The 24,577-nt window shown below is 39.2% G+C and carries 26 protein-coding genes; 21 read left to right on the top strand and 5 right to left on the bottom strand.

Annotated features, from left to right (window positions below; translation table 11 throughout):
* Positions 1-124 precede the first annotated feature (124 nt).
* The 6 genes from yneA to BCM40_RS10150 all read left to right on the top strand — a co-directional run bounded on the left by yneA (position 125) and on the right by BCM40_RS10150 (position 4,242).
* Positions 125-442: a cell division suppressor protein YneA gene (gene yneA / locus BCM40_RS10175; RefSeq protein ID WP_065526014.1), complete on the top strand. Its 318-nt coding sequence runs from the start codon at positions 125-127 to the stop codon at positions 440-442.
* Positions 439-1,092 carry a YneB family resolvase-like protein gene (locus BCM40_RS10170; protein WP_065526015.1) on the top strand — a complete coding sequence of 218 codons (654 nt, stop codon included), beginning with the start codon at positions 439-441 and terminating at the stop codon, positions 1,090-1,092. Before yneA ends, BCM40_RS10170 begins: the two co-directional genes overlap by 4 nt.
* A 57-nt stretch (positions 1,093-1,149) precedes the next feature.
* The gene (locus BCM40_RS10165) at positions 1,150-1,383 is read left to right on the top strand and encodes a DUF896 domain-containing protein (RefSeq protein ID WP_008430945.1); all 234 of its coding nucleotides are present in this window, start codon (positions 1,150-1,152) and stop codon (positions 1,381-1,383) included.
* Between the two features lie 87 nt (positions 1,384-1,470).
* A complete protein-coding gene (gene tkt, locus BCM40_RS10160; RefSeq protein ID WP_065526016.1) occupies positions 1,471-3,474 on the top strand; it encodes a transketolase in 2,004 nt (667 codons plus the stop codon).
* 130 nt (positions 3,475-3,604) lie between these two features.
* Complete coding sequence (locus BCM40_RS10155) at positions 3,605-3,847, top strand: YneF family protein (protein WP_065526017.1); 243 nt, start codon at positions 3,605-3,607, stop codon at positions 3,845-3,847.
* 119 nt (positions 3,848-3,966) lie between these two features.
* Positions 3,967-4,242 (top strand): hypothetical protein, encoded by a 276-nt coding sequence (locus BCM40_RS10150; protein ID WP_065526018.1) that lies wholly within the window; start codon positions 3,967-3,969, stop codon positions 4,240-4,242.
* Between the two features lie 32 nt (positions 4,243-4,274).
* Here the strand turns inward: BCM40_RS10150 and BCM40_RS10145 are convergent, their stop codons facing one another.
* Both BCM40_RS10145 and BCM40_RS10140 read right to left on the bottom strand, forming a co-directional pair.
* Complete coding sequence (locus BCM40_RS10145; RefSeq protein WP_065526019.1) at positions 4,275-5,255, bottom strand: alpha/beta hydrolase; 981 nt, start codon at positions 5,253-5,255, stop codon at positions 4,275-4,277.
* 12 nt (positions 5,256-5,267) lie between these two features.
* Positions 5,268-6,167 carry a hydroxymethylglutaryl-CoA lyase gene (locus BCM40_RS10140; protein WP_065526020.1) on the bottom strand — a complete coding sequence of 300 codons (900 nt, stop codon included), beginning with the start codon at positions 6,165-6,167 and terminating at the stop codon, positions 5,268-5,270.
* An 80-nt stretch (positions 6,168-6,247) separates the two neighbouring features.
* On the opposite strand from BCM40_RS10140, the gene BCM40_RS10135 reads away from it, so the two are divergent.
* Together BCM40_RS10135 and BCM40_RS10130 are read left to right on the top strand one after the other, a co-directional pair.
* A complete protein-coding gene (locus BCM40_RS10135; protein ID WP_065526021.1) occupies positions 6,248-7,432 on the top strand; it encodes an acetyl-CoA C-acetyltransferase in 1,185 nt (394 codons plus the stop codon).
* A 13-nt stretch (positions 7,433-7,445) separates the two neighbouring features.
* Positions 7,446-7,655, top strand: a complete 210-nt coding sequence (locus tag BCM40_RS10130; RefSeq protein WP_065526022.1) for a DUF3886 domain-containing protein — start codon at positions 7,446-7,448, stop codon at positions 7,653-7,655.
* 60 nt (positions 7,656-7,715) lie between these two features.
* Here the strand turns inward: BCM40_RS10130 and BCM40_RS10125 are convergent, their stop codons facing one another.
* Both BCM40_RS10125 and BCM40_RS10120 read right to left on the bottom strand, forming a co-directional pair.
* Positions 7,716-10,055 carry an S-layer homology domain-containing protein gene (locus BCM40_RS10125; protein WP_065526023.1) on the bottom strand — a complete coding sequence of 780 codons (2,340 nt, stop codon included), beginning with the start codon at positions 10,053-10,055 and terminating at the stop codon, positions 7,716-7,718.
* A gap of 383 nt (positions 10,056-10,438) precedes the next feature.
* Positions 10,439-11,341, bottom strand: coding sequence for an aldo/keto reductase (locus BCM40_RS10120; RefSeq protein ID WP_065526024.1), 903 nt, complete (start codon positions 11,339-11,341; stop codon positions 10,439-10,441).
* An 81-nt stretch (positions 11,342-11,422) separates the two neighbouring features.
* On the opposite strand from BCM40_RS10120, the gene BCM40_RS10115 reads away from it, so the two are divergent.
* The 7 genes from BCM40_RS10115 (at position 11,423) to BCM40_RS10085 (ending at position 18,081) form a co-directional block, all read left to right on the top strand.
* Positions 11,423-11,974 carry an NUDIX domain-containing protein gene (locus tag BCM40_RS10115; RefSeq protein WP_065526025.1) on the top strand — a complete coding sequence of 184 codons (552 nt, stop codon included), beginning with the start codon at positions 11,423-11,425 and terminating at the stop codon, positions 11,972-11,974.
* A 104-nt stretch (positions 11,975-12,078) separates the two neighbouring features.
* On the top strand, positions 12,079-12,540 hold the full coding sequence (fur, locus tag BCM40_RS10110; protein ID WP_008430965.1) for a ferric iron uptake transcriptional regulator: 462 nt from the start codon (positions 12,079-12,081) through the stop codon (positions 12,538-12,540).
* An 86-nt stretch (positions 12,541-12,626) separates the two neighbouring features.
* Positions 12,627-13,529, top strand: coding sequence for a site-specific tyrosine recombinase XerD (xerD, locus tag BCM40_RS10105; RefSeq protein ID WP_065526026.1), 903 nt, complete (start codon positions 12,627-12,629; stop codon positions 13,527-13,529).
* A 67-nt stretch (positions 13,530-13,596) separates the two neighbouring features.
* A complete protein-coding gene (gene deoB / locus BCM40_RS10100) occupies positions 13,597-14,784 on the top strand; it encodes a phosphopentomutase (protein ID WP_065526027.1) in 1,188 nt (395 codons plus the stop codon).
* A gap of 60 nt (positions 14,785-14,844) precedes the next feature.
* On the top strand, positions 14,845-16,149 hold the full coding sequence (locus tag BCM40_RS10095; protein ID WP_065526028.1) for a pyrimidine-nucleoside phosphorylase: 1,305 nt from the start codon (positions 14,845-14,847) through the stop codon (positions 16,147-16,149).
* 69 nt (positions 16,150-16,218) lie between these two features.
* The gene (lysA, locus tag BCM40_RS10090; RefSeq protein WP_065526029.1) at positions 16,219-17,541 is read left to right on the top strand and encodes a diaminopimelate decarboxylase; all 1,323 of its coding nucleotides are present in this window, start codon (positions 16,219-16,221) and stop codon (positions 17,539-17,541) included.
* Between the two features lie 180 nt (positions 17,542-17,721).
* Positions 17,722-18,081 (top strand): GNAT family N-acetyltransferase, encoded by a 360-nt coding sequence (locus BCM40_RS10085; protein ID WP_008430972.1) that lies wholly within the window; start codon positions 17,722-17,724, stop codon positions 18,079-18,081.
* Position 18,082: 1 nt separating this feature from the next.
* Here the strand turns inward: BCM40_RS10085 and BCM40_RS10080 are convergent, their stop codons facing one another.
* Positions 18,083-18,583 (bottom strand): DUF309 domain-containing protein, encoded by a 501-nt coding sequence (locus BCM40_RS10080; protein WP_065526030.1) that lies wholly within the window; start codon positions 18,581-18,583, stop codon positions 18,083-18,085.
* Between the two features lie 83 nt (positions 18,584-18,666).
* Between BCM40_RS10080 and BCM40_RS10075 the strand changes: the two genes are divergently transcribed.
* From BCM40_RS10075 to ccsB, 6 genes are all read left to right on the top strand, one after another.
* On the top strand, positions 18,667-19,440 hold the full coding sequence (locus tag BCM40_RS10075; RefSeq protein WP_065526031.1) for a segregation/condensation protein A: 774 nt from the start codon (positions 18,667-18,669) through the stop codon (positions 19,438-19,440).
* Positions 19,418-20,008, top strand: coding sequence for an SMC-Scp complex subunit ScpB (scpB, locus tag BCM40_RS10070; RefSeq protein ID WP_065526032.1), 591 nt, complete (start codon positions 19,418-19,420; stop codon positions 20,006-20,008). Before BCM40_RS10075 ends, scpB begins: the two co-directional genes overlap by 23 nt.
* Before the next feature lie 238 nt (positions 20,009-20,246).
* Positions 20,247-20,978, top strand: a complete 732-nt coding sequence (locus tag BCM40_RS10065; RefSeq protein ID WP_008430976.1) for a pseudouridine synthase — start codon at positions 20,247-20,249, stop codon at positions 20,976-20,978.
* A gap of 99 nt (positions 20,979-21,077) precedes the next feature.
* A complete protein-coding gene (resA, locus tag BCM40_RS10060) occupies positions 21,078-21,638 on the top strand; it encodes a thiol-disulfide oxidoreductase ResA (protein ID WP_065526033.1) in 561 nt (186 codons plus the stop codon).
* Positions 21,639-21,651: 13 nt separating this feature from the next.
* Positions 21,652-23,310, top strand: a complete 1,659-nt coding sequence (locus BCM40_RS10055; protein ID WP_065526034.1) for a cytochrome c biogenesis ResB family protein — start codon at positions 21,652-21,654, stop codon at positions 23,308-23,310.
* Positions 23,307-24,491, top strand: coding sequence for a c-type cytochrome biogenesis protein CcsB (ccsB, locus tag BCM40_RS10050; protein ID WP_065526035.1), 1,185 nt, complete (start codon positions 23,307-23,309; stop codon positions 24,489-24,491). Before BCM40_RS10055 ends, ccsB begins: the two co-directional genes overlap by 4 nt.
* Positions 24,492-24,577: the final 86 nt, after the last annotated feature.

Genomic DNA, 24,577 nt, shown 5'->3' with positions numbered 1-24,577 from the left:
ATAGTATACCAACTCGGGCTATGAAATGCAAACATAGGTTCGAATTTTATCGTTGACAAAAACACTTGTTCGCATTATTATGAGAACATACATTCCGAGCACTTATTCTCAGGAGGCGATTTAGATGACAATCATCCGACAAAATTCTTACCTAATCTTATTCTTTGCTTTAATTATGGTATTTACTTTTTACGTAATTTTGACTCATAATACAAATAGTGTACAAACCAGCCAAGTAAAAATAGAAGAAGGGGATACACTTTGGACATTAGCTGAATCTTTTAGTGGTTCGACTCCCCATCATGAATGGATTGAGGAAATTATGAAAGAAAATAATCTTTCTACTGCAAAAATTATTGCTGGACAATCACTTAAAATACCCAGTGAACAACTAAATTTTTCTCCAGATGAAACAAGTGCATTTGCAGGTGATTCTGAATGAAGAAAAACGCTTTTATATATTGTCGTGTCAGCACGACAAAAGATACGCAGGAATCTTCACTAGAAAGACAAGAAGAAGAATTGATGAAGTTTGCATTTCAACAATCCTATAAAGTAGATGGTGTATTCACTGATCAACATAGTGGATACGAAATGGACCGTGATGGATTATTAGAAATGCTCAACAGCATTAAAACTGAAAAAGTAGAAGCAGTGTTTATACAAGATGAAACACGCTTAGGCAGAGGTCATGCACGCATAGCGCTGTTACATGTGATGAAAAAATACGATGTGAAAGTTTATACATTGTCAGATCAAGGACCCATTGCATTAAACGATATGGATGACATGGTTTTAGAAATATTAGCGATTGTTGAAGAATATCAGCGTAAAATACACAATGCTAAAATTAAACGAGGCATGAAACGTGCTGTTGATAATGGTTATAAACCAGAAAGAAATTTAAAAGGCAAAGGAAATCCTGATGGGCGCGAACGCTTAGATTTACCTATTGATCAAATTGTGAGCTTAAAGAGCAATGGCCTAACATTTAGTGAAATTGCTGTAACGCTTCAAGGCTTCGGCTATCAAGCAAGTAAAGCTACGGTACATCGTCGCTTTAAAGAATATCAAAGACTTATGGAAGACTAAACCATTGCAGAAACCCGACTTTTTTTGTACGATATGAAAGAAGAAAGGTGGATGTGTATGTTATCACCAGACAAATTAAACCGCATTAATCAATTGTCACGTAAGTCGAAAACAGAAGGTTTGTCAAAAGAAGAGGCAAAAGAACAATCTGCTTTGCGCCAAGAGTATTTACAAACTTTCCGCAAGACAATGCGCGGTACAATTGAAAACGTAAAAGTAATTGACCCTGAAGGAAACGATGTAACACCTGAAAAGGTCAAAAATATTCGAGAGAATAAGTATTTGAATTAAATACTTATTCTCTTTTTCATTGTATTCTTTCCTATAGTTGACTAAACTAGAATAGGATTAAATTTTTGTTTGAGAGAGGATGTTACTATGTCAACCCACGCAGATCAACTTGCAGTAACAACAATTCGCACACTTTCCATCGATGCTATTGAGAAAGCAAATTCTGGTCACCCAGGATTGCCAATGGGCGCAGCTCCAATGGCGTATACATTGTGGACGAAACACATGAACCATAACCCGAAAAATCCGGATTGGTTTAACCGTGACCGTTTTGTGTTATCGGCAGGACATGGTTCCATGCTTTTATATAGCTTGCTTCATTTAAGCGGTTATGGCTTGGAAATGGATGAAATTAAAAATTTCCGTCAATGGGATTCAAAAACACCGGGTCACCCGGAATTTGGTCACACTGTAGGTGTTGAAGCAACAACTGGACCACTTGGCCAAGGAATTGGTATGGCCGTTGGTATGGCGATGGCTGAACGTCACTTAGCAGCTACATACAACAAAGAAGGCATGAACATCGTAGATCACAACACATTCGCTTTATGCGGAGATGGTGATTTAATGGAAGGTGTTGCGGGAGAAGCAATTTCTCTTGCGGGTCATTTAAAGTTAAATAAATTAGTAGTTCTTTACGATAGCAATGACATCTCATTAGATGGACCACTGGGCAAAAGTTTTTCTGAAAACGTTCAAAAACGTTTTGAGTCATATGGCTGGAACTACTTGCGCGTAGATGATGGCAACGAAATGGGTGATTTGTCTGAAAAAATTGCACAAGCAAAGCAATCTTCAGACAAACCAACATTAATCGAAGTTAAAACAGTCATTGGTTACGGGTCTCCAAACAAATCTGGTAAAGCAGATTCACACGGAGCGCCACTTGGTGAAGATGAAATGAAATTAACAAAAGAAAATTACGAGTGGACATTTGAAGAATCGTTCCACGTACCAGAAGAAGTGTATGAAACATTTGAACAAGCGACACAAGAATTGGGAGCAAAAGCTGAATCTGAATGGAACGAATTATACGCTCAATACGAATCAGCACACCCGGAACTAGCTAAACAATTGCAAATGGCTATTCGCGGGGAACTTCCTGAAAACTTTGATTCAGAATTCCCAACATACGAAGCTGGCAAGAAACAAGCAACGCGTGCTTCATCTGGAGACATGATCAATGCAATCGCTAAAACGGTTCCGTCATTCTTTGGTGGTAGTGCTGACCTTGCGGGATCTAACAAAACAAACATCAAAGGTGCAGGCGACTTTGACGCTGAACACCCTGAAGGCCGCAACATTTGGTTTGGTGTTCGTGAATTCGCAATGGGTGCTGCATTAAACGGTATGGCACTTCACGGGGGACTTCATGTCTTTGGTGGAACGTTCTTCGTCTTTAGTGACTATGTTCGTCCAGCGATTCGTTTAGCTGCTTTAATGGGTCTTCCTGTAACATACGTGTTCACGCATGACAGTGTAGCTGTTGGGGAAGATGGTCCAACGCACGAGCCGGTTGAACATTTAGCTTCTCTACGTGCAATGCCAAACTTAAGCGTTGTCCGTCCGGCAGATGCAAACGAAACAAAAGCGGCATGGCGTTTAGCGTTAACAGCTAAAACAACACCAACTCTTTTAGTTTTATCGCGTCAAGATTTACCGATTTTGGAAAACAGCGGGGAACTAGCTGAAGCAGGCGTTGAAAAAGGCGCTTATGTGGTATCACCTGTTGAAAACCCACAAGCATTGTTGTTAGCGACTGGATCTGAAGTTGGTTTAGCTGTTGCAGCTCAAAAGCAATTGGCTGAAGAAGGCATTAATGTATCAGTTGTTTCAATGCCATCATGGGATCGTTTCGAAAAACAAGACAAAGAATACAAGCAATCTGTTATTCCGAAAACTGTTAAAAAACGTCTAGCGATTGAAGTTGGTACTTCATTCGGGTGGGATCGTTATACAGGCGAGGAAGGCGACATTTTAGCGATCGACCGTTTTGGCGCAAGTGCACCAGGCGAACGCATTATGGAAGAGCTTGGCTTCACAGTTGAAAACGTAGCAAACAAAGTGAAAAACTTAATCAACGAACAGTAAAATGAAGAATGGGAGCAGTTATGGCTCCCATTTTTTTATTATTTTTCTACTTATGGTCACAATACTTTTTTTATAGTATAATCCATTGTGGTGCACTACTTATTTACGCAACACGAAGGAGGTAACAAGAATGGATACATGGATCTGGATCGTAATCGTTATCGTGGCTTTACTCGCAGGTGTTGCACTTGGATTCTATATCGCTCGTCGATATATGATGAAATATTTGCAAGATAACCCACCAATCAATGAAGAAATGCTACGAATCATGATGATGCAAATGGGACAAAAACCGTCTCAAAAGAAAATCAATCAAATGATGACTCAAATGAATAAAGCATCGACTAAACCAGAAAAAAAAGTTAAAAAATAAAAAGTACTCTCCGGAGTGCTTTTTTTATTTTGTCTTATTTTGCAATTAGATTTATCGATTACCGGGTATTGTGGCAATAAGTCCCTGTGTGTTTGTTAAAACTAAAGGAGGAATGCAAAATGGCAGAAAACGAAGAGTTAAAGTTTTATTTGCCAGTAATTGAAGAAGATAAAAAAGAAGCAGGAAAGTTTCATCTAGAAAACGAGAGCATCAAAAAGGCGTTTCCAGTTTCTTTGGATAAGATTCAAGAATTGGTGCAAGACATGACAGATTATAACTTGGATACCATTGAGCTGCATGTTACCGGGATTGTCAAAAGTGGACCTATTACTGAGTTGTTTATCGGGATCGAGGGGCAGGCGGGGATGAAGTTAGTCTTAAATCGCAATAAATAACTATATAAAAAAGCACTCCGCAGAGTGCTTTTTTATATGGGTTGTGTTGATAAAGTAACTAAAGAAGATGCAGGCCTATCTTCTTGTTTAGGTGTTAGCAAATCGTACTTCATTAAAAACTCGGCAACGATTTCTTCGTATTCTTCTGGGTTTTTGTTGAAGGATTGTGCATGTGCGCCTTCTGAAAACAGCTTCAACTCTTTTGGACCTTGTTTTAAGGCGAAAAGCTCTTCGCTCATTTTAGGTAACACAAAATCATCGTGGATGCTGTGTATAAAAAGTACAGGGTTCCGAATATTTTTAACGGTTTCTCGTGGCGACACCGTAGCAATCGAATAACCATCACGCATTTTCATAAAAAGACTAGCAAGCCTCAATGCTAAAGTTGTGCGTAATGGAGTCGTTGTTCGCATAACGTGCAAAATTTGCTCGTATATATCGGAGTATGCACAATCGGAAATATAGAAATCTGCCGTATCTTCCATACCGCCGTATAAGAGTGTGGTCGCTGCGCCCATAGATTCACCGTGTATACCGAAAAATAAATCAGGTCCCGCGTGTAGCTCGAGTGCTTTTACAACCGCTTTTAGATCTATTTTTTCAAAATGACCAAAACTGGTTGTTTTCCCGCCCGAATCGCCGTGTCGTCGATGATCATAAACGACCGAATTAAATCCTAAATGTTCGAACATCCGAGCAAATCGAAAAGAATTCACTTTTGACTCGGTTACGCCGTGGCAAATGATAACGTAACGATTGGTATCATGAGGTTCTAAGAAAATGGCTTTAATCGGATACCCGTTGTCTGATTCGATCCATTGTTCGCTTTTAGGTACGTTGGCATACCAAGCTTCGTCATAGCGTTTCGCCGTGATTTCTCTTTCCAAAATCAATTGATCATCTTTTTTCTTTACATACATGATTCGATTGCTGGCGATGATTCCTACGACGGTAGCTGATGCGGTTAGAACACTAGAAACAATTGCTGAAGTCCAGATTAATCTTTTCTTCATCGCGTTAGCTCCTTAAGATCGATTTTTGTATAGCGTGTACATACCTGTCGTAATTGGGTTGGTTACGTGAGGCTCTATTTTTTCGATAGCTGCACAAAGGAGGTCTAAATCAATTCCTGTTTGGATGTTCATTCTATGCAGCATGTTGACCACGTCTTCTGTCGCTACATTGCCTGTTGCTCCAGGGGCAAAAGGACAACCACCTAAACCACCTGCAGAGGCATCAAAGCGGATCACTCCAGCTTGGAGTGCCGAAACAATATTAGCTAAAGCCATTTTTCGTGTATCGTGAAAATGAGCGGTCATCAGCACTTGTGGAAACTTATTAATGAGTTTGGTGAATAAGTCATAACTTTCCTTTGGACTAGCCATTCCAATCGTATCAGCCACACTCAATTCGTCGATACCCCAATCAACAAATTCGCGACAAAGATCAATTGTCGCTTCGGGTGAAATTGCACCTTCAAAAGGACAGTAAAACGCAGTAGAAATACAGGCACGTACAAAAATTTCTTGTTTTTTTAAGTCAAGAACAAGTGGCTTTAAGGCTGCCATACTTTCTTGTGTCGTTTTATTAATATTTTTTTGATTGAATGTATTAGAAACACCTACAAAAACAGCGAGTGATTGTGCGCCAGATTCAAGAGCGGCGTTAATACCTCGTTCGTTCGGAGTTAATACAAACTGTCGACCCGTTTTTGCTACCTTGGCAACTATGTCTTTAGAATCTGCCATTTGAGGCACCCATTTTGGTGAAACAAAAGAGGTTAACTCTATTTCTTGGATGCCAGCTTTTTGCAAAGCACGAATAAATTGAAGTTTATCCTCTGTTTGAACAAGTTTCTCTTCGTTTTGGAGACCATCTCGTGGCCCCACCTCGATAATCGTTGCGTTCTTTGGTAAACTGAACATAGTATCCCCCCTACTATCCATTGTATAGAGGAGTGGGATAAAAGAGCAACTAGCAAACAATCATTCAAGGGGGAAATTTCATGTCACAAGAAATCGTAATTGTAAGCGCTGTCCGAACGGCCGTAGGTTCATTTCAAGGATCTCTTAAAGATGTTCCAGCTACAAAATTAGGGGAAATCGTGATTAAAGAGGTACTTAAACGTGCAAACATTCAACCAGACCAAGTGTCAGAAGTTATTATGGGAAATGTACTCCAAGCAGGACTAGGTCAAAACCCGGCTCGTCAAGCATCGCTTAATGCAGGTCTTCCTGAAACGGTTCCAGCAATGACAATCAATAAAGTTTGTGGTTCTGGATTAAAATCTATCCAATTAGCTTACCAAGCAATTTATGCAGGGGATGCAGAAATTGTAGTTGCAGGCGGAATGGAAAATATGAGTCGTGCACCTTACTTAATGGAAAATGCACGTAGTGGTTTTCGTATGGGAGATCAAAAAGTTGTTGACAGCATGCTTGTAGATGGATTGACATGTGCATTTAATGACTATCATATGGGTGTTACTGCAGAAAATTTATGTAGCCGATATGATATTACGCGAGAAGAGCAAGATAAGTTTGCTGCCCGTTCACAAGCACGTGCAGCAGCTGCGATTGAATCAGGTCGTTTTGATGATGAAATCGTACCAGTGGAAATTCCGCAACGTAAAGGAGACCCAATCATCTTTAAAACAGATGAATACGTGAAGAGTAGCTCGAACGAAGAAAAGTTAGGGAAATTGCGTCCAGCGTTCAAAAAAGATGGCAGTGTAACGGCGGGGAATTCGTCAGGCATTAACGACGGAGCGGCTGCAGTTGTAGTGATGTCAAAAGCTAAAGCAGAGGAATTAGGATTGACACCACTTGCGACGATCGTATCAAGCGGAACGGCAGGAGTGGATCCGTCTGTTATGGGAATTGGTCCTGTACAAGCAGTGAAAAATGCTTTGGCAAAAGCGAATATGTCACTAGGTGAAATTGAGTTGATCGAAGCGAATGAAGCGTTTGCGGCCCAATCAATTTCAGTTGACCGCGAATTAGAATTTAACCATGATATTTTAAATGTTAATGGCGGGGCGATTGCGATAGGTCACCCAATTGGGGCAAGTGGTACACGCATCTTTGTTACGTTATTACACGAAATGATTAAACGTGATGCGAAGACAGGTCTTGCGACTTTATGCATTGGTGGGGGCCAAGGAATCGCGACTGTCATTAAACGTTCTTAAGGAGAGAAGACCTGTGGCTAAAAGAAAAGAAGAAACTAACGGTTTATTTTCAGAAGACATGTTGTCGAAGTTGAAAGAAACAAAAAAAGAACTGCTTAAAGAAGAACAAAAATTAGAAGAAGAAAAAGAAGCACAGCGCTTATTCGAGCGCAAAGAACGTGAAAAGAATTTGTCGTTTGCTGAATTGCTAGAACGTCATGGTGATAAAGGGAATAAGTTTTAAGGTGAATGATTGATATAAAGCATAAAAAAGGAGCCTGCATTTGCAGACTCCTTTTTTTGCTTATTGTTTTTTAGTATAAGTTAATGCTCTGTCCATAAAGACGGCAAACTCGGCTCTAGTGACATCGGCTTTTGGATTGAACTTCCCATCGGTCGAACCGACAGTGATTCCTGCAGCGTACAATGCGTCAATATAAGGATCGGACCATCCGTTTGGATCAACGTCTGGGAATTTGTGAGACCCTTTTGCATTGATATCAAATGCCACTACAAGTACTTTCGCCATTTCTTGGCGTGTTAGCATACCGGCAGGGCGGAATTTGTTGTCGTATCCTTCAACAATGCCAGCTTGCTGAGTTGCCATAATTGGTTCGAAGTATTTATAACCAACAGGAACATCGCTAAACAATTTGTATGGTGGTTTGCTTTTCAGTTCTGGTAAAGCACGCGTGAACATTAGCGAAACGTGTTGTCTTTCAATGCTATTTCTCCACTTAAACGTTTTGTCTGGATAGCCTTGAATAATTCCTTTACCAGCCATACGTTCAATTGCTTCGTATGCCCAGTCAGGTTTTTCAGGTGTAACATCTGAGAATGTAGGTTTAGATGGTTCTGGTTCCGGTTCTGGTTCTGGATCAGGTTCTTTTACGCCAGTCGTAAACTGGTAAATTGGGGATTTTTCATTTTCTCCAGCAGCATTAATCATAGTTATATACCATTGGTAGTTTGTTTTTTCGTTCAGGCCTTTCCATTGAACAGTAGCTTTATCGCCTGATTTTACATTTTTAACTTGTCCAATCGCTTGGTCTGTATAGATATTAACTGCTAAGTAATCTGTCTCAATTTGTCTCGGATTTGGTTTAGCTTCGACATCAGCTAAATCAAAATTAGCAGTAAAGCTTTCTTTCGCTGGATCAAATTGATCGAAATCGTAATCGTTTAGATATGGAGAATACGAAACGAAATCTAACGTTTCATCAGTTGGATCGAATGTCAGCAAACGCAAATAACCTTGTCCACGATCTGGAGGGAGATTACCTTGGTGATTTGCTAGAACTTCTAACACTTCACGATTTGTGCCATCTGCATTCTCAACTTGTTTTACACGATAATTTGCACCGTGATGGTGACCACTAAGAACCATTTTGACATTTTCGTTAGGGTTAACAATTTCTCTATTAACAGTTCGAGCCGTATCCGTTACATATTGATTTAACGAGTTAATGTTTTCATGCATACCAACAATTGCGTTGCGATCGGCATGTTGCTTTAACACTTTATTTGCCCAGTCTACAGTTTCTTGTGATCCGTCTTTTCCGAAACCAAGATAAAGCATGATGAAATCATGATCTCCAAATGAGAATAGATCGTAATGATTTTGATTTTCCTCGTTCATGGCTTCTCCGAACCAAGGTTTATCTTTAAAACGATCGACTCCTGCATATTGTCCAAAGCGTGAATAATCATAAATTTTTTGTGTGCGGTCTGGCATGACATCTCTATTTCCTGCAAGAACACCATAAGGTATATTAGCGGCATCCATTCGGTCTAGATTTGTTTTTGCGATTTCCCATTGTTCAATTTCTTCGTACCGATTGATAAGGTCACCTGTATGCATAGCATATTCGAATTTTCCTTTTTTAAATTCAGCTATCATCCAGTCAGTCATAGATGTCCAAATCTCAGGGTAATCTTCTGCATAGTATTGGGTGTCAGTAAACCATAACATTGTAAAGTCTTTGTCATTAGAGTTCGTCACAGTTCCAGAATCGTGAACCATCGCTTGAACTTGACCGTCTCTTACAAACCTATCAACTTCTATTTCGGCTGACAAAGTTATTTCTTTTCCTTCAGCATTTCCTTCTTTTTGGCTCAAGGCTACCCAATTTCCAGCTTTATAATCCCATGCCGATAAGTTAGCTAAGCCATTTGCTAAGGTTTTGCCTTCCCAATAAATCTCAATTACATTTCCAGCGGCCATGTTTTTAGATACATCAACGACAAAACGTTGAGAAGGGAAACCATTATTGCTTTTAGTAATTGCTGTTTTGCTGTCATTAGCAGCAATGGCATCGATTTTAGTGCCCGTTAAAGGAGTTGCGTCTGTTTGAATAGCAACAGAGATAGGATTATCAACAGAGTCATTTTCAAAAGCTGTCATGCTCTTACTACTAGCAAAGTCGTATTTGTAACCTTGTTTAAAGTCGACTGTGTTAATAGTTTCTCCTGAAGCGTTTTTAATAATTGCTTCTAACGTTGGATTCAAACTGACATCTGCTGCATAGTCAGCGGGTTTTACATTGCTTGGGTCTTCAAAGGTAGTGGCTGCTAATGGTGCCAAACTGGCGTTGGTTAGTACTAATGTTAATGCAGCAGCAGTAGTAAAAATCTTCTTTATCATTTTTCATCCTCCTTTAATGGGTATTGCATCCAATCTGTGAAACCTTTTTTCCTTACGATAATTAAGGTATTATTACCTATAGAATTCCTTTCTTGTTTTAATTTTTCACTTAAAAGTGATTCTATCTATTCATAATAACAAAGAAAAATAAAAAAACAACTTATTTTTCCATATTTTTAGAATATTTAGTGTTCTTTTTTAATTTTGTTTATAGAGGCTATTGTCACTACTAGGTTTTAAGGATTTTTTTAATATATCTTAATTGGAAATTCCAAATAATTATCACTTCACCTTTTAAAGAAATAAAAATAGGCATAGAGCTCCAGTTTATAACGGAGCTCTATGCCTAATGTGAATTTCGTTAATTTATGTCGAGAAATCGTTTAGTTTCGATGTTCTTTATAGACATCTTGACGTGTAACTGTTTTTGCTTGTTCTATTTGATCTTGTGAGACAGTGGATTCATAAGCTTTTATGGTCGATTTGATTTGTTCTGGAGAGCTAGCACCCGTGACTACTGCTCCAATTGCTTTGTGCTGCAAGACACTATGGAGTGATAAAGCATGTAGGTTGTCATGAATGTTCATAAGCTTTTGCAATGTGTGTTTTAATTCTTCTGACTCGTAAGTTAAATAGCTACCGGTTTTATTTGCACGCTCAATTCCTTCAGCGGTTAGCAAACCTTTAGCTAATGTACCGCGCGTCATTACGGACCTACCTGATTGATGTATACTATCAAGCAGTTCTTCTGGGCGACGGTCTAGTAAGCTATATTGCATCATAATAGAAGCAATCTCACTTTCTGTTAAAAATCGGTTGATTACATTTGGCCGAATTGATGAAATCCCATAAGCGCGTATTAAACCTTCTTTTTTTAGTTCTTCAAAAGCTTCAATCGTTTCTAAAGTGTTATCGGTGATCATGCCTCCGTGCAATTGATACAAGTCGATATAATCTGTTTGCAATCGTTTTAAACTTGTGTGAATTTGTTTTTTAATGTAGTCCTTAGTTGGGTTCCACTGGACTTCGTCTGAATCTGGGTCCCATTGGTTACCTACCTTAGTGGCGAGGATGACATCATTTCGGTGATGCTTTAAAGCCTTACCTACAACTATTTCGTTTTCCCCTTTGTCGTATAAATCTGCCGTATCGAAATAATTAATCCCGTGAGCAATTGCTTCATCAACAATACGTCCCGCTTCTTTTTCGTTAGTTGGTAAAGACATGCAGCCAAAGCCAATTTCACTTACTTCAAGTCCGCTTTTTCCTAATTGTCTTTTCTTCATCTTTTCCCACCTCATTTAGTCTGTCGTCTCTAATATGGTATACTTTTTGTCAGCGAAACCACAAATGAAAAGAGGGTTCTGATGAAGAAGTTTGAAGAAAAAACAATCCATTCTAATCGTTTATATGAAGGAAAAGTGATTAATCTAAAAGTAGACGATGTCTCGCTTCCAAATGGTCATACGTCAAAACGCGAATTGGTTGAGCATCCAGGGGCAGTTGCCATTATTGCCATTACACCTGATAACAAAATAATTCTTGTAGAGCAGTATCGTAAAGCGCTAGAACGATCTTTAGTTGAAATTCCAGCTGGTAAGCTCGAACCAGGAGAAGCTCCTGAAACGACTGCCATGCGCGAATTAGAAGAAGAAACAGGATATACAGCAGAAAAGTTAGTAAAACTTCAAACGTTTGCGACTTCTCCAGGATTTGCGGATGAAGTGGTTCATTTGTTCGTAGCAGAAGGTTTAAGCAAAGCAACAAATGGAGCAGTACTAGATGACGATGAGTTTGTCGAATTGATGGAAGTTACATTAGAAGAAGCAGAGCGAATGGTAATAGATGAACGAATTTATGATGCCAAAACGGCGTTTGCTGTGTTGTGGGCAAAACAACGATTATCAATTGAGAATTGAAACTATTATCACTTTATAACGATTATCAATAAACAATGAATAGTATTGTTGTAATTGAGAACTCCCTTTTGATATAATAAAGGCAGTTTGAGGGAGGGCGTCGCATGGAAACGAGAATCGACCGCATAAAAAAACAATTACACGCTGCGAGTTACAAATTGACGCCACAGCGTGAAGCAACAGTTCGAGTTTTGTTGGACCATGAAGAAGACCATTTGAGTGCGGAAGACGTCTATCTGTTAGTAAAAGACATTGCACCGGAAATTGGATTGGCAACTGTGTACCGAACTTTAGAACTTTTAACGGAATTGAAAATTGTCGACAAAATAAATTTTGGTGATGGTGTGTCACGTTATGATTTAAGACAAGAAGGTGCGGCACATTTCCATCATCATCTCGTTTGTCTAGAATGTGGAGCAGTAGATGAAATACAAGAAGACCTTTTAGAAGATGTGGAGAACATAGTAGAGAAACGCTGGAATTTCCAAATTAAAGACCACCGTCTTACTTTCCATGGCATCTGCTGGCGCTGCAACGACAGCAATTCTCAAAATCCATCAGAATAGCTGATGCCAAAAGGACGGCCCATGCAGGCCGTCCTTTTATTGTGGGGAAACCCATATGAAACCTAGCAGGTAAAGGAGGCAGACACATGAATTTTGGCAAAGATGCACTGGATGATTATATACACTTTCTGCGTGTAGAAAGACAACTTGCGGATAATACATTATCGTCTTACGAACGCGACTTGAAAGTGTATTTGCAATACTTAAAAGAAGTAGAGCAGTTAGAGTCTTTGAAAAAAGTAGAACGGGTGCATATATTAAATCATTTACGTCATTTAAAAGAAACAACTAAAACGCCACGAACAGTAGCGCGCCATATATCTTCAATTCGCTCGTTTCATCAATTTATGATTCGTGAACGAATCGTTGAAACGGATCCAACTGTTCACTTGGAAATGCCTCAAATGGACAAAAAATTACCGAACATTTTATCCATTGAAGAGGTTGATGCGTTAATACAAGCACCAGCAACCAATAAAGCAAATGGCTTACGTGATCAAGCGATGTTGGAGTTATTGTATGCTAGCGGAATGCGTGTGAGTGAATGCATTAATCTTGATATAGAAGATGTGCATTTAACGATGGGATTTGTCCGTTGTACCGGTAAAGGTGGAAAAGAACGAATTATTCCTCTAGGCAAATCTGCTTTAACATCTTGTCAAACCTATCTGGAGCAAGGACGGGTAGATTTATTGAAAAGTGGCGAAAAGACAGATGCCCTATTTATCAATCAACGAGGCAAACGCTTAACTCGACAAGGGTTTTGGAAACTCCTAAAGCAACACGCCCAAAAAGCTGGGATTCAAAAAGAGTTAACGCCGCATACATTGCGTCATTCTTTCGCGACACATTTATTAGAAAATGGAGCGGATATTCGTGCGGTACAAGAAATGCTTGGTCATGCAGATATATCTACCACTCAAATTTACACGCATGTGAGTAAAACGCGGTTAAAGGACGTTTATTCGCAATTTCATCCACGTGCATAAAATAGGTCTGACTTCCGACAAGGGTAGTAAATGTGGTAAACTAAAAGCAAAATAAGGAGGAATACTTATGACGACTCAACCATTTAAACGCGTTCATTTAGTAGTATTAGATTCAGTGGGCATTGGAGAAGCACCAGACGCTGAAGCATATGGAGATAAAGGCTCAGATACACTTGGACATATTGCTGAAGCAGTGGGCGGATTAAACATGCCGAACATGGAGAACTTAGGACTAGGAAACATCGTTTCTGTGAAAGGGCTTGCAAACGTAGATTCTCCAGCTGCTTATTATGGGAAATTGCAGGAAGCTTCAGTAGGAAAAGATACGATGACAGGACATTGGGAAATCATGGGTTTGAACATTGATACACCATTTAAAGTGTATCCGGATGGCTTTCCAGAAGAATTAATCCAGCAACTTGAAGAAAAAACGGGACGTAAAGTAATTGGTAACAAACCAGCGAGTGGTACTGAAATATTAGATGAGCTTGGTCAAGAACATATGGAAACAGGCGCAATTATCGTTTACACTTCTGCGGACCCCGTGTTACAAATTGCTGCTCACGAAGAAATTATTCCGTTAGAAGAACTTTACCGCATTTGTGAAATTGCGCGTGAATTGACATTAGCGCCTGAATATTTAGTAGGTCGTATTATTGCGCGTCCATTTCTTGGAGAACCTGGAGCTTTCAAGCGGACATCAAACCGCCACGACTATGCTTTAGCACCTTTTGATCGCACCGTTATGAACGAGTTAAAAGATGGTGGAAAAGATGTAATCGCCATTGGGAAAATCGATGATATTTATAACGGAGCTGGTGTAACAAAAGCGATTCGTACAAAAGATAATATGGATGGCATGGATAAACTTGTGCAAGTTGTAAAAGAAGATTTTAACGGATTAAGCTTTTTGAACTTAGTTGACTTTGATGCACTTTATGGTCACAGAAGAAATCCGCAAGGGTATGGAGATGCGTTAGAAGCTTTTGATGTGCGTCTTCCAGAAGTTTTAGAAAACATGCAGCAAGATGATTTGTTAATCATTACAGCTGATCACGGAAATGACCCAACATTCCCAGGAACAGACCATACGCGTGAATATGTACCGCTTTTAGCTTATTCTCCACGATTTACAGGTGGAAAAGAGTTGGAAACAGGTAAAACTTTTGCTGACATTGGTGCTACGATTGCTGAAAACTTCTCAGTAAAAATGCCTAAATTCGGTACAAGCTTTTTATCTAGCATTAACCAATAAGTAGACAACTGAAATGCAATTTAACTGCGTGAAAATTAAATGGAGAAGGCGGTAATAGGCATGAGAATGGTAGACGTAATCGAGAAGAAACGAGATGGCAGTGAGTTATCAACAGAAGAAATTAAGTTTGTTGTTACAGGATATACAAATGGTGAAATTTCTGATTACCAAATGAGTGCCTTCCTAATGGCAGTTTATTTTCAAAATATGACAGAACGTGAGCGTGCAGATTTAACAATGGCGATGGCAGAGTCGGGCGATCAAATCGACTTGTCAGCTATTGAAGGCATCAAAGTCGACAAGCATTCTACGGGCGGTGTTGGCGACACGACCACTTTAGTTTTAGGGCCATTAGTTGCTGCATGTGGGGTTCCTGTTGCTAAAATGAGCGGACGCGGACTTGGTCATACGGGTGGAACGATTGATAAGTTAGAAGCAATCGATGGTTTCCACGTTGAACTTTCAACAGAAGATTTTATCAAACAAGTAAATGATCATAAATTAGCGGTAATTGGACAAAGTGGAAACTTGACTCCTGCTGATAAAAAAATGTATGCGTTGCGTGATGTAACGGGTACTGTTAACAGCATTCCGTTAATCGCGAGTTCAATTATGAGCAAGAAAATTGCAGCCGGAGCGGATGCTATTGTTTTAGATGTGAAAACTGGTGAAGGTGCGTTTATGAAAACGCCGGAAGATGCAAAAGAACTAGCGCATGCTATGGTTGGAATCGGCAATGCAACCGGTAGAAAAACAATGGCCATTATATCCGATATGAGCCAACCTCTTGGATTTGCTATAGGTAATGCATTGGAAGTTAAAGAAGCCATTGAAACTTTACAAGGCAATGGTCCAGAAGATTTAACTGAACTGTGCATGGTACTTGGTAGTCAAATGGTCGTTGTTGGCGGAAAAGCAGAAACACTTGAAGAAGCGCGCACCATGTTAGAAAAAGTAATTGAAAATGGACAAGCTTTAGAAATGTTCAAGCAATTTATCAAAGATCAAGGTGGAAACCCTGGAGTAGTGGACGATGTCACATTATTGCCACAAGCTAAGTTCGTAACGGAAGTTCCTTCAAAAGAAGAAGGTTATATTTCATTTATGGAAGCAGATGAAATTGGAACAGCTGCAATGGTGCTTGGTGCAGGGCGTGCCACAAAAGAATCGGAAATTGATTTAGCAGTTGGAATCGTTCTTCGCAAAAAAGTAGGAGACTTCGTAAAAGAGGGAGAGTCAATCGCTACAATTTACTCGAATACAGAAGAGCTCGCAGAATGTTCAAAAATGATATATAATAGTATCGAATATACAAGTGAACCGGTTGAAAAAATCAAACTGATTTCAGCTTTGATAACCGATTAACAAAAAATCTTGCTGGGTAATTGCTCAGCAAGATTTTTCTTATAAAGCTATTATCAGGAGGGGTTTTTATTGCATTTATATGGCACACAAACTATTAATGACCAAGGTCATCTAACAATCGGTGGAACTGATTCGGTAGAGTTGGCAAAAAAATACGGTACGCCGCTTTATGTATACGATATTCAATTATTCCGCGACCGAGCTAGAGCTTTTCAAGAAACGTTTGAAAAAGCAGGAATTGGCTATCAAGTGGCTTACGCTAGTAAAGCTTTTTCAACAATTGGGATTTACCAAGTGGCAGCTGAAGAAAAACTATCATTAGATGTAGTTTCTGCAGGAGAGCTTTATACCGCTGTTAAAGCTGGTTTTCCAGTTGAGAAAATCCACTTTCATGGCAACAACAAAAGTGTAGAAGAATTGCAGATGGCGTTTGAAGTGGGAATTGGTTGTATTGTAGTTGATAATTTTTACGAAATCGAATTATTAAAGAAGCTTTCTGAGCAGCTAGCGCAACCAATGAATATTTTATTGCGTGTTACTCCAGGCATTGAAGCTCATACCCATGATTATATTACTACAGGTCAAGAAGATTCGAAGTTTGGTTTTGATTTGAAAAATGGTCAAGCAGACCGTGCATTTGAACAAACATTTGACCACAATTATTTGAACTTATTAGGTCTTCATTGTCATATCGGCTCACAAATTTTTGATACAGGTGCATTTCAATTGGCATCTGAAAAGCTAATGCAGAAAATGGCAAGTTGGAAAGAGCAATTCAATTATACTTGTCCTGTTTTAAACCTTGGTGGAGGTTTTGGAATTCGGTATACAGAAGAAGATACGCCACTTGAACCGGCTGTTTATGTAGAGCAAATGATTGAAACAGTAAAACTAACAGCAAATGCTTCTGGATACCCAATTCCTGAAATTTGGATTGAACCAGGCCGTTCGTTAATAGGCGACGCGGGAACAACGCTTTATACTATTGGGTCAACAAAAGAAGTTCCAGGCACACGAAAGTATGCGGCAGTTGATGGAGGAATGTCGGACAATATTCGCCCTGCTTTGTATGGTGCGAAGTATAGCTCGGTAATTGCCAATAACGCAGATGCTTCGCTGACGGAACAGTACACAATTGCGGGGAAATGCTGTGAATCTGGAGACAAATTAATTGAACAAGCAGAGCTTCCGGCTGTTGTTGCAGGAGATATTTTGGGCATTTTCTGTACCGGGGCATATGGCTATTCAATGGCGAGCAATTACAATCGTATTGCACGCCCGGCTGTAGTGTTTGTTGAAAATGGCGTATCACAGCTTGTTGTCAAACGTGAAACAAACGACGATTTAATCAAACAAGATTTACCGTATTCACAAAAGGCTGATCAAGAATGAAAAAAGGAAACATCGTTTTGCTATTATTTATATTAACGATGGCTTTAGGCTGGGGAATTGTATACTGGCTCTTCTTTGCAGAAAATGTCATTAGCGGCTAAAAAAGGCTCTCTTGAGTTCTTAAGAGATTTATAGTAGTATGGTAAAAGCCGCTTTAAGACGAAAATGAGGGATTTAACTATGTTATTCAGATATAAGAAATCATTTGAAAAGATTGCAATGGGGCTAATGTCGTTCATGCCGAAAGAACGCGAGCTGAAAAAACTTCAGCAAACCATGCACATTTATGAAGAAAATCCGGATTGGCAATTGTTCCTTTGGAAAAAAGAAGATGATTTTGTTGGGTTATTAGGTCTAAAAGTAGAAGAAGAATCATATACAATCCACCATATCTCCGTAAATCCTTCGCATCGTGGAGAAGGAATCGGTCATGAAATGATTGGGAAAATCCAAGATATGATGCAAGACCGAGAGATGCGTGCAACAGAAGAAACAGATGCATTTCTAAAAAAATGCCCAGTAAAAAAAGGCGACCTTTAAGTTAAAGGTTTCGCCTTTTTTTTTGTTCACGTAAACTAATAATTGAAGATCGATCACGTAGTCTGTGTTTATGCATAAGGAAATAAGGATCTTGTTGAAGCAATGGATGATCGGAACAGTAAGTTTCTACCGCTTTTTTCAACTCTTCTGAAACGACTGGAATTTCTTGTGCCACGAAAGGTTGACGCTCTGTAACTGCCTTTATCGAATAAGTTAAAATGTCGATTAGTTTTTCGTGGTCAAATCCTTCGACCCACACGCCTCCTGCCATTAATTTAACTTTGGCGCGGATAAACGAGCGTAAGGCACCAGGGTAATTGCTTCTTCGCCAATGGTACATGCCAACAGCTAATTGAATCCATCCAGTAAGTGGGTGCATTTTATCTTTTGGTGCAACGAGCTTCCAGTAGTCCTCGCCAACTTCATGACATTCAAAAAAATCTTTCTCTAAATTGAAATTAACGATGTACTGAATAAACAGTGGATGTTGAAGTGGATGCATTTTGATCCCCTTTCTACTATAATAAAGAATAATTGCCCATTAATCGGGATGAATGAGTATTTTAACAGTCAGGTGGTCTAGTCATGTCTTATGAAGTGAAAGTAGAGGCCTTTGAAGGTCCTCTTGATTTATTATTGCATTTAATCCACCGTTTGGAAATTGATATTTACGATATTCCAGTTTCACAGATTACTTCACAGTATATGGAACACATACGTGCGATGCAAGTCCTGGAGTTAAATGAAGCGAGTGAATACCTCGTAATGGCGGCTACTTTGCTGGCAATTAAAAGCAAAACGCTGTTGCCCGTCCACGAAGGAGAACTGGATGAAGTTGAATATGAATTTGATGAGCAGGACCCACGTGATGAATTGGTGTCCCGACTCATCGAATATCGAAAGTTCAAAGATGCTTCAGAAAACTTAAGAGAACTGGAGAGCAATCGTTCCATAATATATACAAAAGCGCCGATGGATTTGTCGGATATTCAAATAGCTCTGCCTGAGGATCAAGTTAATCTTGAGGTAAATGCTTACGACATGCTAGGGGCTTTTCAGAAAATGCTTCGCCGCAAACAACTAAAAGCGCCTTTATCCGCACGAGTTGCTAGACAAGAAATTTCCATAAAGCAACAAATGACTTCCATAGTGAATCAGTTGAAGTTGTCAAAAGGGCGTACGTCATTTAGTGATTTATTTACTTCGGATGATAAGTCTGTGTTGGTTGTTTCGTTTTTGTCGATTTTGGAATTGATGAAACGACAAGTAGTAGCGGTAGAGCAGCAAAAGAACTTTACTGATTTGATGGTAGAACTCAGAAAGGACAAGTGGGAATATGAAGACGAATCTTTCGAGTAAAATAGAAGCTTTACTTTTTGTAGCAGGAGACGATGGTCTTACGTTAAAGCAACTTCAATTTTTGACAGAAGTCAACTTAGAGGAATTACAAGAAGGCATTCACGAATTGGATGAACGATACAGCTCGTCAGTTAGTGGTATTACACTAAAAGAATTAGCAGGTGTTTTTCAATTGGTCACTAAACAAGAAGTTGCTGAAACCATTCAAAAGCTAGTAGAAAACCCTACTGTTCAAGCGTTGTCACAAGCTTCTTTAGAAGTCCTGGCGATTATTGCTTATAAGCAACCCATTACGCGAGTAGAAGTAGAAGACTTACGTGGGGTGAAAAGTGAAAAAGCGCTTCAAACTTTAACTGCTAAAGGACTAGTTCAAGAAGCGGGACGTGTTGAAGGAACTGGACGCGCTATTTTATACGGTACAACAAAAGAATTTCTAAATTATTTTGGGCTGAAGAATCTAGAAGAACTTCCTCCTTTACCGGAAGAAGCGGCAAGTGACTTGGATGAAGATACCGATCTTTTTATGACAAATTTTCAACAAACGTTTAAAGAAGAAGTGAGCGTTTAAGGTTTCACGAGAAGGCTGTGTTATTGACAGTCTTCTTTTCTTTTGAGCATAGTGCTTCCGCTTTTGGGAGAAATGTGACATAATTCCGAGAGGAACGAACGGCATATCAAGTTATTGTAATATATTTGCAGTACTCGGCGATGTAAGATAAAACACGTTTTATTTACCTCGCTGTAGCATCTGATTCACTCAGATGCGTACGCTTTTCGAAAAAAATACTAATGAGGTGAACTTATTTATGGAAAGATTACAAAAAGTACTTGCACATGCAGGCGTAGCATCAAGACGTAAATCGGAACAATTGATTTTGGACGGCAAAGTAAGGGTAAACGGAAAAACGATAAAAGAGCTGGGAGTAAAAGTATCCAACTCAGATAAAATCGAAGTAGAAGGCGTTCAGCTTGAAAAAGAGCAGAAAGTCTATCATTTATTATATAAACCACGTGGCGTTATTTCCGCTGTTTCTGATGATAAAAACCGAAAAGTGGTAACAGACTTTTTCGAAGGAATTGAAAAACGTATTTATCCAGTTGGCCGTTTAGATTACGATACGTCTGGATTATTAATCATGACAAACGATGGTGAATTTGCCAATATGCTGACGCACCCAAAATTTGAAATTGATAAAACATATGTAGCCCGTCTAAAGGGAATTCCTGAAAAAGACGATTTGAGAAAATTAGAGCGTGGCATCAAGTTAGAAGATGGCATGACGGCACCTGCTAAAGTAAAACTATTGTCTGGTGATAAAAAGACAGGAAAAGCGATTGTGCAAATTACTATTCACGAAGGCAGAAACCGTCAAGTACGGAGAATGTTCGAAGCAATTGGTTATCCAGTTCAAAAATTGAGCCGTGAACAATTTGCTTTCTTAACATTGCATGGCTTGAATGCTGGCGAATCACGCGAATTGTCTGCCCACGAAGTAAAATTATTACGTGTGTTAGCCGAAACTGGCAAGCGCGTCTAATTGTCTAACGTTCACAAACCCTTCAAAACTCTCGATTTGTGGCTGTTTAAACTTTGATATAATTAGGTTTGCGTAACACACCTCGAAGGGGGAACAAGTATGGATGATAAAGGTAAACAAAAAAAGAATAGCAAAAAGCAAAAAAGAGCCGTGATGCGAACAACCATCTTAGCGATTTTAATAGCTGCAATTGGCTATACAATTTATAACAGTGCAACAGCAGAAGATGTTACTGTGCTGAAAGTCGGTGACAAAGCGCCTAATTTCACCTTAGTAGATCTCGAAGGCAACGATCATAAATTATCAGATTACGAAGGTCAAGGCGTGTTCTTGAATTTCTGGGGTACATGGTGTAAGCCTTGTGCAAAAGAAATGCCGGCAATGGATCGGCAATACGAGGTCTTCTCAAATGAAGGAGTTCAAGTACTCGCAGTTAATATTGCTCAATCAAATTTTGAAGTCCAATCTTTTGCAGATCAATATGCCTTGTCTTTTCCGGTAGTGATTGATAAAACAAAAAGTGTGATGACGGCATATAACATAAGGCCGTTACCAACCACAGTGCTTGTTAATCCGGAAGGAAACATTCAACGCATCATTACAGGTGAGATGACAGAACAGGATATTGAAGGCTTTATGGAAGAAATCAAACCTGACTAAGGAGATTTTTTGGATGGAAAAATTGCAATGTCAATGCGGTCATATCAATCCGCCCGGCACGAAACTTTGTGAGTCGTGTGGGCGGTCTTTGACTGAAAAAGAACAAAACAGCAAATTGGTCGATATGCGTTATGAAGGAACTGCCAGACGCTCGCAAACTTATAATAAATCCATCATCGATAAAATTTGGAACTTCTTTTCTAGTGTCAAAGTCGGTGTTGGTATCATTGTCTTATTACTAGTAGCTGCAGCAATCGGAACAATATTGCCTCAAAAAGCATTTGTTCCTGCTAGTACAGAAGCAACGATAAAAGATTATTACGCGGATACGTATGGCGTAATTGGTCAAATATATCACGCACTTGGTTTCCACGATTTATACAGTTCATTTTGGTTTATTATTTTAGTTGGGATGTTAGCCATTTCGTTAATCATAGCTAGTTTAGACCGTTTTGTGCCTTTGTATAAATCATTGAAAAATCAACGTATTTTACGTCATCCAAGCTTTATGGACAAACAGCGAATTTACGCTGAAGGTCCAGGGGCAGAAGATACGTTAAAAAACGCCGAAGAAAAACTAACCGAACTAAAATACAAAGTTCGTACGGATAAAAATGGATTATTGGCTGAAAAAGGTCGTTTTTCAAGATGGGGTCCTTATGTTAATCATATCGGTCTAATCATCTTTTTGTTTGGTGTTATGTTGCGGATGATGCCAGGATTTTATATTGATGAGAGTCTTTGGATCCGTGAAGGTGAAACAAGAGCAATACCGGAAGTTCCGGGTTATTACTTAGAAAACAAAAACTTCGAACTTGAAAATTATTCAGGTGAAGGCGGCGAAGAAATCTTCGGTGAAGCTTTAGACCGTGTTGGCACTGTAGCGAAAAACTACCAAACAGACATTGTTTTGTATAAGAAGAAAGAAGACGCATTACCTGGAGCAGTTGATGGACAGGAAGTTGTGAAAGAATATCCTATTCGGGTCAATCAACCATTGAAGTTTGATGGATACGCTATTTATCAAATGGACTTTCGTTTAGATGAACTAAAAGCAATGACGTTCTCGTTTATTAATAAAGAAACAGAAGAATCTTTTGGTGAGCTAACCATTGATTTGATCGAACCTAAAAAAGATTATGAATTGGATAATGGCTATTCAGTTAAATTGATTGGTTATTATCCGGATTTTTCAGGGTTTGAAAATGGGGAACCGCAAACGGCTACACCATTGCCGAACAATCCTGGCTTTTTAGTGAAACTATATACTCCGGAAACACCAGACGGAGAAACGAGTTTTATTACGATTAAAAATACGGTTGAACCTTTAGGTGAAAACGAGTATAAACTAGCTTTCCAAAGTGTTGAAACACGTGATGTATCAGGTTTAACAGTTCGTAAAGACAGCACCTTGCCGATTCTTGGCCTTGGCGGTTTAATCTTTATGATTGGTGTAGCTCAAGGGATGTATTTTAATCATCGTCGATTCTGGATTCAGCAAAAAACTGACGGCACCATTTTACTAGCCGGTCATACCAACAAAAACTGGTTCGGCTTGAAAAAAGATTTAGACCAAGTCGTTGAATATGCATCATTGCCCGCTTACACAGATCAGCAAGATGAAATCGACAAACAAGAGAAAGCGGAAAAGGAAGGTGAAGTATTGTCATGACGTTAGCTGAAATAAGTTCAAATCTATTATATGTAGCCTTTGTCGCTTATCTAATTGCAACATTTGTTTTTGGAGGAGCGGTTAAAGGAAATAAAGAAGGTACGTTTAAGTCGGAATCACGATGGGGTAAAGTTGCTATTACGATAACCCTTATCGGTTTTGTTGCCAATCTTGGCTATTTCTTTACAAGGTGGGGCGCTACAGGTCATGCACCACTTAGTAATATGTTCGAATTTACAACAGCATTTGGAATGACGTTAGTTGCTGGATTTATCATTTTATACTTCTTGTATAAAACGCCTGTTTTAGGCATGATCGTCTTGCCTGTCGCATTGTTAATTATTGCTTTTGCAAGCATGTTCCCAAGCGAAGTCAGTCCGCTTATTCCAGCACTTCAAACAAACTGGTTGGCGATTCACGTCAGCACAGTTGTTATTGCGGAAGGAATTTTAGCAATTAGTGCTGCAGCTGGGTTAATCTATTTATTGAAAGTTGTAGACCTTACGAAAAAATCCAAACAACGTATGGGCCTAGAAGCAATTATGTATTCGCTTGTCCTAGTTCTTGGATTTGTTGTCGCTAGTAGTTTCTTTTCATTTACAGGCTATGAAGCGGAATTTACTTATGTAGATAAAGAAGCGAAAGATGCGGCTGTGACGTACACAATGCCTCCAATTTTCGGCATGAACGAGTATGTTGCTTTAACGGATGACGCTATGACACCACTGGTCGAAATGCCTCCGATTGTACATGCAGGAAAATTAACAACTGTTACATGGTCAATTCTATTCGGTACAGTTCTTTATTGGTTGATCCGTTTAGTTTTTAGAAAACGGATTTCCGCGATATTAAAACCATTTGTTAAAAATGTTAACACTCAATTGATGGATGAAATTGGTTACCGGGCTATAATTATTGGCTTCCCAATATTTACATTGGGCGCACTAATTTTCGCCATGATTTGGGCGCAAATTGCTTGGTCTCGTTTCTGGGGATGGGACCCGAAAGAAGTATGGGCATTAATCACATGGCTATTCTATGCTGCATACTTGCATTTACGTTTAGGCAAAGGGTGGCAAGGTGAAAAATCTGCATGGTTAGCTGTGCTGGGCTTTATCATCATCATGTTTAACTTAGTTGCAGTAAACTTAATAATCGCCGGGTTGCATTCTTACGCATAACAAGCAGGCCTTTTCCGGTAACGGAAAAGGCCTTTTGTTTTGGACAAGACTTCAACGTACGCTTGCACTTTTCTTTATTTTTAATA

The organism is Planococcus donghaensis, from assembly GCF_001687665.2.
Classification (GTDB): Bacteria; Bacillota; Bacilli; order Bacillales_A; family Planococcaceae; genus Planococcus; species Planococcus donghaensis.
The sequence above is the reverse complement of the archived record's forward strand: the minus strand, read 5'-3'. Positions and strand labels throughout refer to the sequence as shown.

Coding starts and splice junctions, on each gene's coding strand:
- BCM40_RS10165 (WP_008430945.1), top strand. CDS start 1,150: ATGTTATCACCAGACAAATTAAACCGCATTAATCAATTGTCACGTAAG.
- resA (WP_065526033.1), top strand. CDS start 21,078: ATGGATGATAAAGGTAAACAAAAAAAGAATAGCAAAAAGCAAAAAAGA.
- scpB (WP_065526032.1), top strand. CDS start 19,418: ATGAAGACGAATCTTTCGAGTAAAATAGAAGCTTTACTTTTTGTAGCA.
- BCM40_RS10075 (WP_065526031.1), top strand. CDS start 18,667: ATGTCTTATGAAGTGAAAGTAGAGGCCTTTGAAGGTCCTCTTGATTTA.
- BCM40_RS10095 (WP_065526028.1), top strand. CDS start 14,845: ATGAGAATGGTAGACGTAATCGAGAAGAAACGAGATGGCAGTGAGTTA.
- BCM40_RS10145 (WP_065526019.1), bottom strand. CDS start 5,255: ATGAAGAAAAGATTAATCTGGACTTCAGCAATTGTTTCTAGTGTTCTA.
- deoB (WP_065526027.1), top strand. CDS start 13,597: ATGACGACTCAACCATTTAAACGCGTTCATTTAGTAGTATTAGATTCA.
- yneA (WP_065526014.1), top strand. CDS start 125: ATGACAATCATCCGACAAAATTCTTACCTAATCTTATTCTTTGCTTTA.
- ccsB (WP_065526035.1), top strand. CDS start 23,307: ATGACGTTAGCTGAAATAAGTTCAAATCTATTATATGTAGCCTTTGTC.
- BCM40_RS10155 (WP_065526017.1), top strand. CDS start 3,605: ATGGATACATGGATCTGGATCGTAATCGTTATCGTGGCTTTACTCGCA.
- BCM40_RS10055 (WP_065526034.1), top strand. CDS start 21,652: ATGGAAAAATTGCAATGTCAATGCGGTCATATCAATCCGCCCGGCACG.
- BCM40_RS10135 (WP_065526021.1), top strand. CDS start 6,248: ATGTCACAAGAAATCGTAATTGTAAGCGCTGTCCGAACGGCCGTAGGT.
- BCM40_RS10115 (WP_065526025.1), top strand. CDS start 11,423: ATGAAGAAGTTTGAAGAAAAAACAATCCATTCTAATCGTTTATATGAA.
- BCM40_RS10170 (WP_065526015.1), top strand. CDS start 439: ATGAAGAAAAACGCTTTTATATATTGTCGTGTCAGCACGACAAAAGAT.
- BCM40_RS10120 (WP_065526024.1), bottom strand. CDS start 11,341: ATGAAGAAAAGACAATTAGGAAAAAGCGGACTTGAAGTAAGTGAAATT.
- BCM40_RS10085 (WP_008430972.1), top strand. CDS start 17,722: ATGTTATTCAGATATAAGAAATCATTTGAAAAGATTGCAATGGGGCTA.
- xerD (WP_065526026.1), top strand. CDS start 12,627: ATGAATTTTGGCAAAGATGCACTGGATGATTATATACACTTTCTGCGT.
- fur (WP_008430965.1), top strand. CDS start 12,079: ATGGAAACGAGAATCGACCGCATAAAAAAACAATTACACGCTGCGAGT.
- BCM40_RS10140 (WP_065526020.1), bottom strand. CDS start 6,167: ATGTTCAGTTTACCAAAGAACGCAACGATTATCGAGGTGGGGCCACGA.
- BCM40_RS10125 (WP_065526023.1), bottom strand. CDS start 10,055: ATGATAAAGAAGATTTTTACTACTGCTGCTGCATTAACATTAGTACTA.
- BCM40_RS10080 (WP_065526030.1), bottom strand. CDS start 18,583: ATGCATCCACTTCAACATCCACTGTTTATTCAGTACATCGTTAATTTC.
- tkt (WP_065526016.1), top strand. CDS start 1,471: ATGTCAACCCACGCAGATCAACTTGCAGTAACAACAATTCGCACACTT.
- BCM40_RS10065 (WP_008430976.1), top strand. CDS start 20,247: ATGGAAAGATTACAAAAAGTACTTGCACATGCAGGCGTAGCATCAAGA.
- BCM40_RS10150 (WP_065526018.1), top strand. CDS start 3,967: ATGGCAGAAAACGAAGAGTTAAAGTTTTATTTGCCAGTAATTGAAGAA.